This is a genomic window from Microbacterium ginsengisoli, assembly GCF_000956535.1.
GTDB classification, from domain to species: domain Bacteria; phylum Actinomycetota; class Actinomycetes; order Actinomycetales; family Microbacteriaceae; genus Microbacterium; species Microbacterium ginsengisoli.
The window spans coordinates 1-14,464 of the sequence record NZ_JYIY01000043.1 but is presented as its reverse complement, the minus strand read 5'-3'; the positions used below and the strand labels follow the sequence as shown (position 1 = coordinate 14,464).

Below are 14,464 nucleotides of genomic sequence, written 5' to 3'. Positions count from 1 at the left end.
GACCTCCCGGACGCCGTCGGCATCAACGGCTCCATCACGGCCCACACCTCGTCAGAGATCTCCTGTCGCGTCACCGCTTAAGACTCACCCAGCCGGGAGCGAAACCTCTTGATCAACACGGCCTAGGCGCACGAACCCGAGCCGCACGCCGAGCCCCGACGCCGCGTCGGGTCCGAGGGCGAGCACGGGCAGGTCGCGTGCCGCGAGCAGCACCGCCGGAAGCGTGACGACGACGACGGCGGCGACCGTGGCGACCTGCCACCAGGGCGTCGCATTCAGGCTTCCCGCGAGCCACACGTACGCCGCCTGCGCCTGCTCGATCTTCGACCGGGTCAGCAGGTAGTCGATCACGCAGGCGCACAGGAACGAGACGCCGATGCCCGCGAGGATGATGCGGAAGCCGCTCTGTCCGCGCCGCGCCGCGGCCACGAGCAGCAGCACCGCCACCGCGGCTCCCCCGCCGAACGCGACCACGGCGAGCAGCGGCCCGCCGATGCCGAACACGAGGAGTCCGACCACGGCGGCGACGCTCGCGCCGCCGCTGATCCCGAGCAGGTCGGGGCTCGCGAGCGGGTTGCGCAGCAGCCCCTGGAGGAGCGCCCCGGCGAGGGCGAGAGCGCCCCCGGCCACGACGGCCATCGCGAAGCGCGGCATCCGGGTCTCCCACACGATGTAGCTCTCGATGCGGGTCCCGCCTCCGACGAGGGTGCGCAGCACCTGCCAGGGGTCCATCGGGTAGTCGCCGAGGCCGAGCGCGAGGGTCGCCGCGACGAGCAGCACGATGGTCATCGCGGCGGCGACCAGGAGCGCGCGTCGGCGCAGGCCGCGACGCACTCGGTCGACGGCCGCCAGCGAGGCGGCGAGCGCGGTCATACGGTCACCAGCCGGCGTCGCAGCACGAGCAGCATCAGCAGCGGAGCACCGAGGAAGGCGACGACCACTCCCGCCTGCACCTCGCCGGGAGGGGCGATCAGACGCCCGACGACGTCGGCGCTCACGAGGAGGGCGGCACCGACGGGGATCGCGAGGGGCATGAGGCGGCTGTACGAGCCGCCGCGGAGCGGGCGCAGGAGGTGGGGCACCGCGAGTCCGAGGAAGACGATCGGGCCCGCGATGGCGGTCGCGCCGCCGCACAGGAGCACGCTCGCGACGACGCCGAGAATCCGGGTGCGGGTGGCGGAGTGGCCGAGGCCGGCCGCGACGTCGTCGCCGAGGGCGAGCAGATCGAGTCCGCGGGCGACGCCGAGCGCGATCACGGCGCCGATGACGAGCGGTACGGCGACGAGGGCGACTGCGTCGAGACCGCGCGCGGTGAGACCTCCGACGGTCCAGTACCGGTAGACGGCGAGAGTCGTGGCGCTGGAGGTGAGAACGGCGAGCACGATCGCGGTGAGGGCCGCCGTGACGGCCGCGCCGGTGAGCGCGAGCCGCGCGGGCTGTGCGCCGGCGATGCCCGCGACCGCTCCCACGAGGAGGGCTGCGGCGGCGGCGCCCGCGAACGCGAACCACACGAACGCCTCGGGTGTGGCGGCGCCGAGCACGGTGATCGCCAGCAGGACGGCGACGGAAGCCCCGGCGTTCACACCGAGCAGTCCGGGATCGGCGAGCGGATTGCGGGTCAGGCCCTGCATCATCGTGCCGGCGAGCCCCAGCGCCGCTCCCGCCGCGAGACCGATGACGGTGCGCGGCACCCGCTGGGTCACCACGACGCTGTGGTCGGGGTTGCTCGGATCGAACACCGTGAGGGCCTGCCACACGACGTTCGGCGCGATCGGACGGGAGCCGATCGCGAGGCTCGCGACGACGACGGCGACGAGCGTCAGGCACGCCGCAGTCCAGAGCACCGCGGTGCGGCGCCCTCTGTGACCGGGGGTCACTCCGTACGCTCCGACTGCCCCGCTCGCCAGTAGCCCATGAATGCGACCCGGGAGCGGTCGACGCCGTGATCCTGCACGAGCAGTCGACGCAGGGTCTTCACGACCGAGGACTCCCCCGCCATCCATGCGTAGAAGTCGCCGACGCCGCCTGTCGGGGCATCCCAGAGCAGTTCCCGGTCAACATCGATGTCCGCCAGCTCCTGACGCTCGGCGGCCGCAGCGGAGTCGAGATGATGGCGGGATGCCGCGCACCAGACGCGCACCGCGTCGATGAGCGTCTCGCCGTGCTCGGCCTCGTCGCGGGCGAGCCAGGTGAGCGTCGAACCCGGTGCGAGTTCGACGTGCTGCGCGTCGGCCGCGTGCGGCACCTCGATGAACGCGGTAGCCGCGACATCCGTGCCGTGGAGCGATTCGAGGATCGAGCAGATCGCGGGCGCCGCCGTCTCGTCGCCGGCCAGCAGCACGGTGCGGGCGCCGCGGGGGTGCCAGTCGATGCCGCTGCGCGAGTCGGAGCTGAGTTCGTCGGGGCCGACGATGACGATCTCGTCGCCGAGATCGGCCGCCTCGGCCCAGGCGCCCGCGGGCCCGGCGTCGTGGTGCACGACGAAGTCGATGGTCAGCACACCCTCGCGGATGCGCCGCACCGTGTACGTGCGCAGGATCGGACGCTCGGCGGTGGGCATCGCCCGCCAGCGCGCGTACCAGAGCCCGTCGTGGGGCTCATCAGCGATGCCGGTCCCCGGGGCCTCGGGGGTCGGCAGCAGGAGCTTGACGCGCTGGTCGAGTCCGGCGGTGCCGAAGTCCTCGAACCCGTCGCCGTGGAAGTGCACGCGACGGAACGAGGGGCCGAGTCGTTCGACGCCCACCACCTGCGCCCGGTAGGGCCGGTAGGCGGGTCGGACGGAGGTCTCCACCGAGCTGGTCACCCAGTTAGGTTAGCCTTACCTCTCTAGGGTGCGCAAACTCGTCAGCGCGTCACGAGCGCGCCGACGCGCGCGATCGCCTCCTCGATCACCTCGGGCGCGCACCCGAAGTTCAGGCGCACGTGGCCGATGCCCTGAGGGCCGAACAGCGGGCCTTGGTGCAGCGCCACCCCCGCGCGACGGCGGATCTCGACGGCGGGATTGTCTCCCCAGCCATAGGCCGTGACATCGATCCAGGCCAGATACCCGGCCTGTGGGAGCTGATAGCGAGCGTCAGGCAGGTGTGCTGCCAGTGCGTCAGCCACCAGACGTCGATTGCGATCGAGCGTCACGAGAAGTCGATCGAGCCACTCGTCGCTCGCCCTGTCGAACGCCGCCACGTTGGCGATCGCCCCCCAGTGTCCGGTGCGCCACTCGACCTCGACCGGGAAATCGCGGATCACCGCAGTCGTCGCCGGGTCCGCCGTGACGATCTGCGCACACTTGAGTCCGGCGAGATTGAACGCCTTGCTTGCGCTCGTGACGGCATATCCGACACGCGCCGCGGCGGCGGACGCCGAGAGGAACGGGGTGAAGTCGACGGGCGCCATCGCGAGCGGACCATGGATCTCGTCGCTGACCACCGCGGCGCCGTAGCGCTCGGCCAGCTCGGCGAGGCTGGCAAGCACGTCGACGGGGTGAACCGTGCCGGTCGGATTGTGCGGATTGCACAGCAGAACCGCGCGGGCGCCGGCCGCCAGCGCATCGGCGACGCCGTCGAGGTCGATCACCCAGCCGTCGGCACCCCGCTGCAGCGGAACCGGCTGCGCGGTGCCGCCGGCCTCGGCGACGATCTCGAAGAACGGCGGATAGACCGGCGGCATCACGACAACGCGATCGCCGGGCGCGATGACCTTTCGGAGGATCTCAACGACCCCCGTCATCACGTCGCCGGTCGTGCGCAGACCCGACGGGTCGACCGCCCAGTTCCATCGACGTTCGGCGAATCCCGCGAATGCGGCCCGCACACCCGGATCCGGCGGCGTGTACCCGGTGTCGCCGAGCTCGAGCGCGCGCGCGAGCGCGGCCGAGACAGTGGGGGCGAGGGCGAAGTCGGTCTCGGCGACGAACAGGGGCAGCACGTCGTCGGGATACGTGCGCCACTTCGAACTCGACCGCTGGCGGAGTACGTCGATGGGCAGAGCCTCGAGGGGCAGAAGGGTCACCGCTCGAGCCTAGCCAGCACCGCTATGGATGCCGCATCGCGCCGTCAGATCGCGAAACCGAGCGCCCGCATCATGTCGCGGCCGTCGTCGGTGATGCGTTCCGGGCCCCACGGCGGCATCCACACCCAGTTGATGCGGAAACGCTCGACGACCCCGTCGAGGGCCTGCGAGGTCTGTTCCTCGAGCACGTCGGTGAGCGGGCAGCCCGCCGAGGTGAGGGTCATGTGGATCACGAGCGCGTCGTTCTCGTCGTCCCAGGCCAGATCGTAGATGAGGCCGAGGTCGACGACGTTGATCCCGAGTTCGGGGTCCATGACGTCCTTGAGCGCCTCGGTGACCTCGTCGTACTTCTCGGGGGTCAGCGTCGCGGTCATGGACACAGCCTAGGCCTCCGCGCCTGCGGCGGGCTCGAGGAAGCGGTCGTAGCCCTCGTTCTCGAGACGCTCGGCGAGCTCGGGACCGCCCTCCTCCGCGACGCGCCCCTTGACGAGCACGTGCACGAAGTCCGGCTGGATGTAGCGCAGGATGCGCGTGTAGTGCGTGATCAGGAGAACGCCGAGGCCGGTGGCCTCCTTCGCACGGTTCACGCCCTCCGACACGATCTTGAGCGCGTCGACGTCGAGTCCGGAGTCGGTCTCGTCGAGCACCGCGATCGCCGGCTTGAGCAGCTCGAGCTGCAGGATCTCGTGGCGCTTCTTCTCGCCGCCCGAGAAGCCCTCGTTGACGTTGCGCTGTGCGAACTTCGCGTCCATGCGCAGGTTCGACATCGCGGCCTTGACGTCCTTGGTCCAGGTACGGATCGAGGGCGCCTCGCCGTCGACGGCGGTCTTCGCGGTGCGCAGGAAGTTCGTGACGGTGACACCGGGGATCTCCACCGGGTACTGCATCGCCAGGAACAGCCCCGCGCGGGCGCGCTCGTCGACGCTCATCGCCAACACGTCGGCGCCGTCGAGCGTGATCGAGCCGCCGGTGACCGTGTACTTCGGGTGGCCGGCGATCGTGTACGCGAGCGTGGACTTGCCGGAGCCGTTGGGGCCCATGATGGCGTGCGTCTCACCGCTGCGGATCGTGAGGCTCACACCGTTCAGGATCGGCGTGGTGCCTTCGTCGGTCTCGACCGTTACGTGCAGGTCGCGGATCTCCAGGACAGACATGGGGGATGTTCCTTCTTCAGCTCAGGTCTTTGGTGACGGCCGGGTCGATGAGCACGTCGTCACCGTCGATGACGACCTCGTAGACGGGCACCGGCTCGTAGGCGGGGAGGTTGAGGGGCTTGCCGGTGCACAGCGAGAACGCGGAGCCGTGGGCCCAGCACTCGAGGGTCTCGCCCTCGACGAAGCCGTCGGCGAGTGAGATGTCGCCGTGCGTACACGTGTCGCCGATCGCGTGCACGACGCCGTTCGAGTCGAGCACGACGGCGATCGCGACGCCGTCGATCTCGACGCGGATCGCACTGTCGGGCTCGAGCGCGCTGAGGGCGGCCACGCGGGTCGCGGTCATCGGGCGTCCTCCCCCGCGAGCTCCGCCTCAATGGCGGCGGTCAGCTGCTCCTCCAGGTCGGGCACGCCGATCTTCTGCACGATCTCGGCCAGGAAGCCGATCACGACGAGGCGTCGAGCCTCGGCCTCGGGGATGCCGCGAGCCTGCAGGTAGAACAGCTGCTCCTCGTCGAAGCGGCCCGTCGCACTCGCGTGGCCGGCACCGACGATGTCACCCGTCTCGATCTCGAGATTCGGGATGGAGTCGGCGCGCGCACCGGAGGTGAGCACCAGGTTGCGGTTCGCCTCGTACGAGTCGGTGCCGACGGCATCCGGTCCGATGAGCACGTCGCCCACCCATACGGTGCGCGCCGTGTCGCCTTGCAGGGCGGCCTTGTAGAGCACGTCCCCCGAGGTGTGCCCGCCCTTGTGGTGCAGGTAGACCTGGCTCTCGAGGTGCTGGCCGGCGTCGGCGAACGCGAGACCGTAGAGCTCTCCGACCGCGCCGGCACCGGCGAGCTCGACGCTCGGGTTCACCCGCACGAGGCCACCGCCGAAGCTGACGACGATGTGACGCAGGTGCGCGTCGCGGTCGACCCGGGCTTGATGGGATGCCGCGTGCACCGCGTCATCCGCCCACCGGTGGAGCGCGACGACGGTGAGGTCCGCGCCGTCGCGCACGACGATCTCGACGTTCTCGGCGAACTCCGCCGTACCCGTGTGGTCGAGGAGCACGGTCGCACGCGAGTGCGGACGCGCCTCGATCACGACGTGCGCGGTCGCCCGCCCGCCGGTGCCGACGAGGTCGACGCGGATGGGCACCTCGTGCTCCCCGTCGACGACGACCGAGACGGCCTCGGGGCTCTGTGCCCATGCGATCGCGGACGGCAGGTCCTCGGGCCGGAACACGTCGCCCCGAGCGGATGCCGCGGCATCCGTGGTCGGCGACACGGTCACCGTGACCCCGTCGGTCTGCGGGTCTGCCGCGTCGAACAGACGGGCCAGACGCGCGACGGGGGTGTGCTTCCAGTTCACCTCGCGGCCGGTCGGACGCTCGAAAGCCTCGGGATCGAACGAACGGAATCGCTCGGAGCGGGTCTGCACCGGCACGGTCGCGGCGGTCACCACGGCGGCGGCAGGGTCGATGTGGCCCTTCTCGTCGTGCGAGGGGGCCTCGGTCGCTGTCGTCATCAGCCGACGGATCCTTCCATGCCCATCTCGATGAGCTTGTTGAGTTCGAGTGCGTACTCCATCGGCAGCTCCCGTGCGATCGGCTCGATGAAGCCGCGCACGATCATCGCCATCGCCTCGTCCTCGGGAAGGCCGCGGCTCATGAGGTAGAAGAGCTGCTCCTCGCTGACCTTCGACACCGTGGCCTCGTGCCCGAGCTGCACGTCGTCGACCCGAATGTCGATCGCCGGATACGTGTCGGAGCGGGAGATGGTGTCGACCAGCAGCGCGTCGCAGCGCACGGTGTTGGCGCTGTGGTGCGCGTTCGGGTCGACTCGCACCTCGCCGCGGTAGCCCGCGCGACCGCCGCCCCGGGCGATCGACTTCGAGACGATCGAGGACTGGGTGTACGGCGCCATGTGGATCATCTTCGCGCCGGCGTCCTGGTGCTGACCGGGACCGGCGAAGGCGACCGAGAGGGTCTCACCCTTGGCGTGCTCGCCCATGAGGTAGATAGACGGATACTTCATCGTCACCTTGGAGCCGATGTTGCCGTCGACCCATTCCATCGTCGCGCCCTCGTGGGCGATCGCACGCTTGGTGACGAGGTTGTACACGTTCGTCGACCAGTTCTGGATCGTCGTGTAGCGCACCCGGGCGTTCTTCTTGACGATGATCTCGACCACGGCCGAGTGCAGCGAGTCGCTCTGGTAGATCGGCGCCGTGCAGCCCTCGATGTAGTGCACGTACGAGTCTTCGTCGGCAATGATCAGGGTGCGCTCGAACTGACCCATGTTCTCGGTGTTGATGCGGAAGTAGGCCTGCAGGGGGATCTCCACGTGCACGCCCTTCGGCACGTACACGAACGAGCCACCCGACCACACCGCGGTGTTCAGCGCCGCGAACTTGTTGTCGCCCGCGGGGATCACGGTGCCGAAGTACTCCTCGAAGAACTCCGGGTGCTCCTTCAGCGCGGTGTCGGTGTCCATGAAGATGACGCCCTGACGCTCCAGATCCTCCTGGATCTGGTGGTAGACGACCTCCGACTCGTACTGCGCGGCGACGCCGGCGACGAGCCGCGAGCGCTCCGCCTCCGGGATGCCGAGGCGCTCGTACGTGTTGCGGATGTCCTCGGGGAGGTCCTCCCACGACTGCGCCTGCTTCTCGGTCGAGCGCACGAAATACTTGATGTTCTCGAAGTCGATCGCGCTGAGGTCGGCACCCCAGGTCGGCATCGGCTTGCGGTCGAACAGCGACAGACCCTTCAGACGCGTCTTCAGCATCCACTCCGGCTCGGCCTTCAACGCCGAGATGTCGCGCACGACGGCCTCACTGAGGCCTCGCTTGGCGCTCGCGCCCGCGGCATCCGGGTCGTGCCAGCCGAACTCGTAGACACCGATGCCCTCGAGTTCGGGGCGGTCGATCAGCACATCTGACATGTCGTCACTCTCCTCCTGGGGCTCAGCGCTGTCATGCGCTCCGGCATTCCTTCGCCCCGTTCGGAGTGACGGGAGGATGCCGCTTCCGGGCCCGGTCAGCAGGCACAATCTGCGCGCCTACACTGTCTGTGATGCGGAACGCGCATGCGTCGCATCCCACATCCGATCCTACAGGTTCCGCCCACCCCGAGGGTGGCGCGCACCGCGCCGTCGCGCCGCTGACGGCCTCCGTGGAGGCATCCGCCCATGTCCGCAGACCCCGCCGTCGCGCGCCGTCGCTCACTGCTGTCCTATCTGCCCGAGGGACCCGGCCGCAGCATGATCCTCGCCGCCTGGGCGACGCTGGTCGTGCAGATCTCGATCGTGGGCACGGGCGGCCTCGTGCGGCTGACCGGTTCGGGTCTCGGATGCCCCACCTGGCCCAAGTGCACGGCGGACTCGCTCGTGGCGACCCCCGAGATGGGGATCCACGGCCTGATCGAGTTCGGCAACCGCAGCCTCACCTTCGTGCTGGCGATCATCGCGATCGTGACGTTCGTGCTGACCCTGCGCTACCGGAAGCAGCGCCGCGACCTCTTCTGGCTGTCGCTGCTCGTCGGCATGTACATCCCGCTGCAGGCCGTGCTCGGCGGCATCACCGTGCTCTCCCAGTTGAACCCCTACGTCGTGGGCCTCCACTTCTTCGCGTCGGTGCCGCTCGTCGCCCTGTCGGCGGCGCTCGTCGTGCGCGTCTACGCCGTGCCGGGGCCCCGCGTGCGCGCGGTGCCGGCCTGGTACGCGGCGGTCGCACACGTGACGAGCGGTTTCGTGCTGTTGACGGTGATCGTCGGCATCCTCGTCACCGGATCGGGCCCGCATGCCGGCGATGAGCATGCGATCCGCAACGGCCTCGACTCCGAGGTGCTGCAGCACATCCACGCGATACCGGCCTACGTCACATTCGCGTTGACCGTGGCGCTGGTCGCGAGCTCCTTCCGCACCGAGCCCGCTCTTCGCCTGCGCTTGTGGACGTCGCTGCTGCTGGCCGTCGAGCTCGTGCAGATCGCGGTCGGTCTCATCCAGGCGAACACCGGGCTCCCCATCGCGCTCGTGAACGTGCACATGGTGCTCGCGGTGACCCTCGTGGCGGCGATGACGGCCGTCGTGCTCAACCTGAAGCGCACGGTGGTCGCCGCTTCTTAGGGAATCCATAGCCGCAGAGTTTGCGGTCTCCGCGCCAGGCGACAAGGCTGGGAAGGCGGTTCGGCCACCCCGGCCGACCGGAAGGAGATCCCACCGATGACCCCCCGCCCGCGCCTCACCCGCAGCATCGCCTACTGGGTGCTGACGCTCGGTTCCATCCTCAGCATCGGCTTCGGCGTCTGGCTCGTGATCGACAAGATCACCGTCATGACCACGACGCTCGGCAACCAGACCGCGACCGGGATCGAGGTGTACGCGGGCCAGTCGTGGGTCCTCCTCGGCGCAGCGTTCATCGTCGCCGGCCTCGTCGGCCTCGTCGCGGTGCTTGCGCTCGCCGCAGCCGCCCGCGTGTTCGCCGCCCCCATCGTCCCCGTTGCCGCGCCGGTCTGGCCGGAAGGCGTGACCGACCCGATCAGCGCCGAGCCGGCCCTGGCCGAGCCCACCGAGCCCGTCGCCGACGAGCTGCCCGTCGCGCCCGCCGCGCCGGAGACGACCGACAGCAAGTGAGCTAGAGCCCCGCAGCCGCCTCGTCGACACGGACCGCGAGGCGCTCGAGGGCGTCGAGAGCATCGACCAGTCGTTCACGGTCGCGCTCGCCGAGCTTGGAGAGGGCCTCCCCCACGCGGGAGGCCCTCTCTGCGCGTGCGCGCAGCAAGGTCGCGACGCCGAGATCGGTCGGGATCACGACCGTCGCGCGGCGATCGTCAGGATCGTCATGACGGGCGATCAGTCCGCGCTGCTCCAAGTCGGCGAGGATCCTCGTCATGCTCGGCGCGGTCACCACCTCGATGCGCGCGAGGTCGGATGCGCGCGTCTCCCCCAGCCTCACGATGCTCGACAGCGTCGACGTCAGCCCGTAGGACAGCCCGTCGGCGTTCGCTCGGATGCGCCGGTTGATCCGCCCCACGACCACGGACAGACGCTCGGCGTCGCCGGGATGAACGCCGCCGCCGGTCACGACGCGCTGCTCACGACCGGCACGGGCGCAGTGGCGGCGTGTACATAGTGGCGACCGCGCACGAGGGAGGCGATCGCTCCGATCAACGACATGATGGCGGCGGCGAGGAACACGATGACCAGTCCATCATGGAAGGGCTCCGAGATGAGCTGCGGGAAGAACTGGTTGCCGGTGAGCGCCGCGACATCCGATGCCGGCAGATGGTCGAGCACACCGGTCGGCCCGAGCAGCGTCTGGATCGGGTTGTAGCCGAGGAACGCCGCGAAGACGCTGCCGACGGGCGGCAGCTGCGCGATCTGCGCGGCCGCGTCAGCCGGCACGCCGTGCGCCGTCAGACCTGACTTCATCGCATCGGGGAGGCTCGTCGCGAGGCCTGCGATCAGCAGCGAGAAGAACAGCCCGATCGACAGCGAGGTTCCGGCGTTGAGCACGGTACCGGCCATGCCGGATGCGGCTCCACGCTCGCTCGCCGGCACGCTGTTCATGATCGCGCTGCGATTGGGTGCGCCGAACATCCCGGATCCGAGGCCGGACAGTCCGGTGATGATCGCGAACTGCCAGTACTCGAAGTTCACCGGGATGAGCAGGAGCAGCACGAAGGTGACCGAGACGATCAGGAGGCCCACGGTCGCGAACAGGCGCGCACCGAAGCGGTCGGAGAGCGTGCCCGAGATCGGTCCCGCGATGAGGAAGCCGATCGTGATCGGGAGCATGTAGATGCCCGCCCACAGCGGGGTGTCCGCGTAGGCGTAGCCGTGCAGGGGCAGCCAGATGCCCTGCAGCCAGATGATCAGCATGAACTGCAGGCCGCCGCGTCCGATCGCGGCGAGGAGGCCCGCGAGGTTCGCCATGGCGAAGGCACGGATGCGGAACAGGCGCATGTCGAACATCGGAGCCGACGAGCGCAGTTCGATGAACACGAACGCCACGAGCAGCAGGATGCCGCCGACGATGCCACCGAGCACCCAGGGGTTCGTCCATCCTGTCGTGCTGTCGCCGTAGGGCTGGATGCCGTAGGTGATCGCGGTGAGGAGCGCCGAGAGACCGAGGGCGAAGGTGATGTTGCCGGGCCAGTCGAGCTTGCCGGGGTTGCGCGCGCCGACCTCCTTGAGCGACACGTACGACCAGATCGTGCCGATGATGCCGATCGGCACGCTCACCAGGAACACGGCCCGCCAGTCGATGACGGCCAGGAGGCCGCCGATGATGAGACCGATGAAGCTGCCGGCGATCGCCGCGACCTGATTCACACCGAGCGCCATGCCTCGACGGTGCGCCGGGAAGGCGTCGGTGAGGATCGCGGTGGAGTTGGCGAAGAGCATCGCCCCGCCGACGCCCTGCACGAGCCGCCAGAGGATCAGCCAGGTGGCTCCCGGGCCGCCCGAGAACGGGTCGAGCGAGAGGGCGATGGATGCCACGGAGAACACGACGAAGCCGAGGTTGTAGATGCGCACGCGGCCGTACATGTCGCCGAGGCGACCGAAGGTCACCACGAGCACGGCGCTGACGAGCATGTAGCCCATCAGCATCCAGAGCAGGTAGCTGACGTTGCCGGCCTCGAGCGGGTTGAGACCGATCCCCTCGAAGATCGCCGGCAGCGAGATGATGACGATCGAGGCGTTGATCGTGGCCATCAGCATGCCGAGCGTGGTGTTGCTCAGCGCGAGCCACTTGTAGTGCGGGTGCTCTCTGTCGAACAGGCTGGTCTTGACGGGACGGTTCCGGGGGTCGGTCACGGGGCTCCTCGCTCGGGCGATGCGCAATTTAGTTACTTGATATGAACTAAATATACGCCTGCGAAAGAGCCCGCTCTCCGCAGAGAGGGACGACCGCGGGTCAGAACGGCAGCAGCGGGTCGATCGCGATCGCGACGAAAAGCAGCGTCAGGTAGGTGATCGACGCGTGGAAGACGCGCATCGGGCGCGGCTCGGTGCCGCGCACCGCGCGGCCGTAGAGGCGGTGCGACTCGTAGATGAACCAGCCGCCGAACACGAGCGCCGATGTCGTGTAGACGAGTCCCATGTTCGCCACGGGGATGAGCAACAGGGATGTCGCCACCGTCGCCCACGCGTAGAGGATCACCTGAAGCCCCACCTGGGAACCCGAACGGGTGACACCGAGCATCGGCACATCCACGTCGTCGTACTGGTCCTTGTACTTCATGGACAGCGGCCAGTAGTGCGGCGGCGTCCAGAGGAAGACGAGCACGAACAGGATCAACGGCGCCCACGAGAGCGAGCCGGTCACGGACGACCAGCCGATCAGTACAGGGAAGCAGCCGGCGATGCCGCCCCACACGATGTTCTGCTCGGTGCGGCGCTTGAGCAGGATCGTGTAGATCACCACGTAGAAGAAGATCGCTCCCGCGGAGAGCCCCGCCGCGAGCAGGTTCGTCGTGAGCGCGAGCCAGAGCGTCGAGACCGCGGCCAGCGTCCAAGCGAAGATGAGGGCGCCGCGCTCGGAGACCTCTCCGGTCACCAGCGGCCGGTTCTCGGTGCGCTGCATGTGCGCGTCGATGTCGCGGTCGAGGTACATGTTGAAGGCCGCCGCCGACCCCGCGCTCAGCGATCCGCCGATGACCGTCGCGAGCACGAGCCAGAGATCGGGGATGCCGCCCTGCGCGAGGATCATGACAGGGACCGTGGTGACCAGCAGCAGCTCGAGCACGCGCGGCTTGGTGAGCGCGACATATGCCCGGATGGTGCGACTCAGCGACGGGCTGTCGAGACGCGCGTCGCGCCCCGTGGTCGTGCTGATGTCCATCGTCCCCGCTATCACCGGAAATTCCTCGTCGATTCTACGTCATGCCTCCTGTCCGTCCGCCCGGACGCCGTTGCCTCCCCGGCGCGGCCCGTCACAGTCGAGCCCCGGCATGTGCGCGTGACTATGCTGAAATCACATGCGTCCGCCCAGGCGCGATCTCCCCTGTTCCGCTCCGCGGATGACCCGAGATCAGCACCGAGCGATGCACCCTCACACATGCGGAAAGGCGGTCCGGTGTCGGATTTGCAGTGGGACGAACTCGATTCTCGTGCGGTGGATGCGGCGCGGGTGTTGGCGGCGGATGCGGTGGAGAGGGTCGGGAACGGTCATCCGGGGACGGCGATGAGCCTGGCGCCGGTCGCGTATCTGCTGTATCAGCGGGTGTTGCGTCATGACCCGTCGGACACGTCGTGGATTGGTCGTGACCGGTTCATCCTGTCGGTGGGGCATTCGTCGTTGACGCAGTATGTGCAGTTGTTCCTGGGCGGGTTCGGGTTGGAGTTGTCGGACCTGGAAGCGTTGCGGACGTGGGGGTCGTTGACGCCCGGGCACCCGGAGTACGGACACACCAAGGGTGTGGAGATCACGACGGGCCCTCTGGGTCAGGGGTTGGCGTCCGCGGTCGGGTTCGCGTACGCGGCCCGCTACGAGCGGGGCCTGTTCGACCCGGACGCGCCCGCGGGCACGTCCCCGTTCGATCACCACATCTACGTGATCGCCGGTGACGGGGACCTGCAGGAAGGCGTGACCGCGGAAGCGTCGTCGCTGGCCGGGCATCAGCAGCTGGGCAACCTGATCGCGATCTACGACTCGAACCAGATCTCCATCGAAGACGACACCAACGTCGCGTTCACCGAAGACGTCGCGAAACGGTACGAGGCGTACGGGTGGCAGGTGCAGGTCGTGGACTGGAAGAAGACCGGCCAGTACGTCGAAGACGTCGCCGAGCTGCACGCCGCGATCGAGGCCGCGAAGGGTGATGTGACCCGCCCGTCGCTGATCATCCTGCGCACCATCATCGGCTGGCCCTCCCCCGGCAAGCAGAACACCGGCAAGATCCACGGCTCCGCGCTCGGCGCGGCCGAACTCGCCGCGACGAAGAAGGTCCTCGGCTACGACCCCGACCAGTCCTTCGTGATCGCCCCGGAACTGCTCACCCACACCCGTGAGCTCATCACCCGCGGCCACGACGCCCACACCGCCTGGCAGGAACAATTCGACGCCTGGGCGACAGCGAACCCCGACCGCAAAGCCCTCCTGGACCGCCTCGAAGCCCGCACCCTCCCCACCGGCATCGCCGACACCCTGCCCGTGTTCGAGGCCGGCACCGAGATCTCCACCCGCGCCGCGTCCGGGAAAGTGATCAACGCCCTCGCCCCCCACCTCCCCGAACTCTGGGGCGGATCCGCCGACCTCGCCGAATCCAACCTCACCACCATCACCACCGCCCCCCCCTTCCTTCCCCCACA

The 14,464-nt window shown here is 69.0% G+C and carries 14 protein-coding genes and 1 pseudogene; 3 read left to right on the top strand and 12 right to left on the bottom strand.

From position 1 onward, the window contains the following. Nucleotides 1–84: 84 nt before the first annotated feature. Genes RR49_RS01165 through sufB form a run of 9 tightly spaced genes read right to left on the bottom strand, consistent with a single transcriptional unit; the run spans nucleotide 85 to nucleotide 8,092 of the window. On the bottom strand, nucleotides 85–873 hold the full coding sequence (locus RR49_RS01165) for an iron chelate uptake ABC transporter family permease subunit (protein ID WP_048809462.1): 789 nt from the start codon (nucleotides 871–873) through the stop codon (nucleotides 85–87). Further along, nucleotides 870–1,877 (bottom strand): FecCD family ABC transporter permease, encoded by a 1,008-nt coding sequence (locus RR49_RS01160; RefSeq protein ID WP_045245985.1) that lies wholly within the window; start codon nucleotides 1,875–1,877, stop codon nucleotides 870–872. The genes RR49_RS01165 and RR49_RS01160 overlap by 4 nt, the downstream gene beginning before the upstream one ends. After that, nucleotides 1,874–2,803, bottom strand: a complete 930-nt coding sequence (locus RR49_RS01155) for a siderophore-interacting protein (protein WP_045245983.1) — start codon at nucleotides 2,801–2,803, stop codon at nucleotides 1,874–1,876. The genes RR49_RS01160 and RR49_RS01155 overlap by 4 nt, the downstream gene beginning before the upstream one ends. 41 nt (nucleotides 2,804–2,844) lie before the next feature. After that, nucleotides 2,845–4,005, bottom strand: a complete 1,161-nt coding sequence (locus RR49_RS01150) for a MalY/PatB family protein (RefSeq protein ID WP_048809460.1) — start codon at nucleotides 4,003–4,005, stop codon at nucleotides 2,845–2,847. 44 nt (nucleotides 4,006–4,049) lie between these two features. Then, a complete protein-coding gene (locus RR49_RS01145) occupies nucleotides 4,050–4,379 on the bottom strand; it encodes a metal-sulfur cluster assembly factor (RefSeq protein ID WP_045245981.1) in 330 nt (109 codons plus the stop codon). A gap of 9 nt (nucleotides 4,380–4,388) precedes the next feature. Continuing rightward, nucleotides 4,389–5,159, bottom strand: a complete 771-nt coding sequence (gene sufC, locus RR49_RS01140; protein ID WP_045245979.1) for a Fe-S cluster assembly ATPase SufC — start codon at nucleotides 5,157–5,159, stop codon at nucleotides 4,389–4,391. 16 nt (nucleotides 5,160–5,175) lie between these two features. Continuing rightward, complete coding sequence (locus RR49_RS01135) at nucleotides 5,176–5,505, bottom strand: non-heme iron oxygenase ferredoxin subunit (protein WP_045245977.1); 330 nt, start codon at nucleotides 5,503–5,505, stop codon at nucleotides 5,176–5,178. Next, the gene (sufD, locus tag RR49_RS01130) at nucleotides 5,502–6,674 is read right to left on the bottom strand and encodes a Fe-S cluster assembly protein SufD (protein ID WP_045245976.1); all 1,173 of its coding nucleotides are present in this window, start codon (nucleotides 6,672–6,674) and stop codon (nucleotides 5,502–5,504) included. The genes RR49_RS01135 and sufD overlap by 4 nt, the downstream gene beginning before the upstream one ends. After that, a complete protein-coding gene (gene sufB / locus RR49_RS01125) occupies nucleotides 6,674–8,092 on the bottom strand; it encodes a Fe-S cluster assembly protein SufB (protein WP_045245974.1) in 1,419 nt (472 codons plus the stop codon). The genes sufD and sufB overlap by 1 nt, the downstream gene beginning before the upstream one ends. Before the next feature lie 246 nt (nucleotides 8,093–8,338). Between sufB and RR49_RS01120 the strand changes: the two genes are divergently transcribed. Continuing rightward, a complete protein-coding gene (locus RR49_RS01120) occupies nucleotides 8,339–9,274 on the top strand; it encodes a COX15/CtaA family protein (protein WP_045245973.1) in 936 nt (311 codons plus the stop codon). 96 nt (nucleotides 9,275–9,370) lie between these two features. Continuing rightward, a complete protein-coding gene (locus RR49_RS01115) occupies nucleotides 9,371–9,781 on the top strand; it encodes a hypothetical protein (protein WP_045245971.1) in 411 nt (136 codons plus the stop codon). Nucleotide 9,782: 1 nt separating this feature from the next. Here the strand turns inward: RR49_RS01115 and RR49_RS01110 are convergent, their stop codons facing one another. The 3 genes from RR49_RS01110 to RR49_RS01100 form a co-directional block, all read right to left on the bottom strand. Continuing rightward, the gene (locus RR49_RS01110) at nucleotides 9,783–10,232 is read right to left on the bottom strand and encodes a MarR family winged helix-turn-helix transcriptional regulator (protein ID WP_045245970.1); all 450 of its coding nucleotides are present in this window, start codon (nucleotides 10,230–10,232) and stop codon (nucleotides 9,783–9,785) included. Continuing rightward, the gene (locus RR49_RS01105) at nucleotides 10,229–11,968 is read right to left on the bottom strand and encodes an MFS transporter (protein ID WP_045245968.1); all 1,740 of its coding nucleotides are present in this window, start codon (nucleotides 11,966–11,968) and stop codon (nucleotides 10,229–10,231) included. Before RR49_RS01105 ends, RR49_RS01110 begins: the two co-directional genes overlap by 4 nt. A 100-nt stretch (nucleotides 11,969–12,068) precedes the next feature. Beyond that, complete coding sequence (locus tag RR49_RS01100) at nucleotides 12,069–12,995, bottom strand: heme o synthase (protein WP_045245966.1); 927 nt, start codon at nucleotides 12,993–12,995, stop codon at nucleotides 12,069–12,071. 234 nt (nucleotides 12,996–13,229) lie between these two features. Between RR49_RS01100 and RR49_RS01095 the strand changes: the two are divergent. Continuing rightward, nucleotides 13,230–14,464, top strand: a pseudogene (locus RR49_RS01095) (transketolase); the annotation flags it as partial.

Excerpts from the sequence above, each read along its gene's own strand:
- RR49_RS01165 (WP_048809462.1), bottom strand. The coding sequence starts at position 873 with ATGACCGCGCTCGCCGCCTCGCTGGCGGCCGTCGACCGAGTGCGTCGC.
- RR49_RS01145 (WP_045245981.1), bottom strand. The coding sequence starts at position 4,379 with ATGACCGCGACGCTGACCCCCGAGAAGTACGACGAGGTCACCGAGGCG.
- sufC (WP_045245979.1), bottom strand. The coding sequence starts at position 5,159 with ATGTCTGTCCTGGAGATCCGCGACCTGCACGTAACGGTCGAGACCGAC.
- RR49_RS01135 (WP_045245977.1), bottom strand. The coding sequence starts at position 5,505 with ATGACCGCGACCCGCGTGGCCGCCCTCAGCGCGCTCGAGCCCGACAGT.
- sufD (WP_045245976.1), bottom strand. The coding sequence starts at position 6,674 with ATGACGACAGCGACCGAGGCCCCCTCGCACGACGAGAAGGGCCACATC.
- sufB (WP_045245974.1), bottom strand. The coding sequence starts at position 8,092 with ATGTCAGATGTGCTGATCGACCGCCCCGAACTCGAGGGCATCGGTGTC.
- RR49_RS01120 (WP_045245973.1), top strand. The coding sequence starts at position 8,339 with ATGTCCGCAGACCCCGCCGTCGCGCGCCGTCGCTCACTGCTGTCCTAT.
- RR49_RS01115 (WP_045245971.1), top strand. The coding sequence starts at position 9,371 with ATGACCCCCCGCCCGCGCCTCACCCGCAGCATCGCCTACTGGGTGCTG.
- RR49_RS01100 (WP_045245966.1), bottom strand. The coding sequence starts at position 12,995 with ATGGACATCAGCACGACCACGGGGCGCGACGCGCGTCTCGACAGCCCG.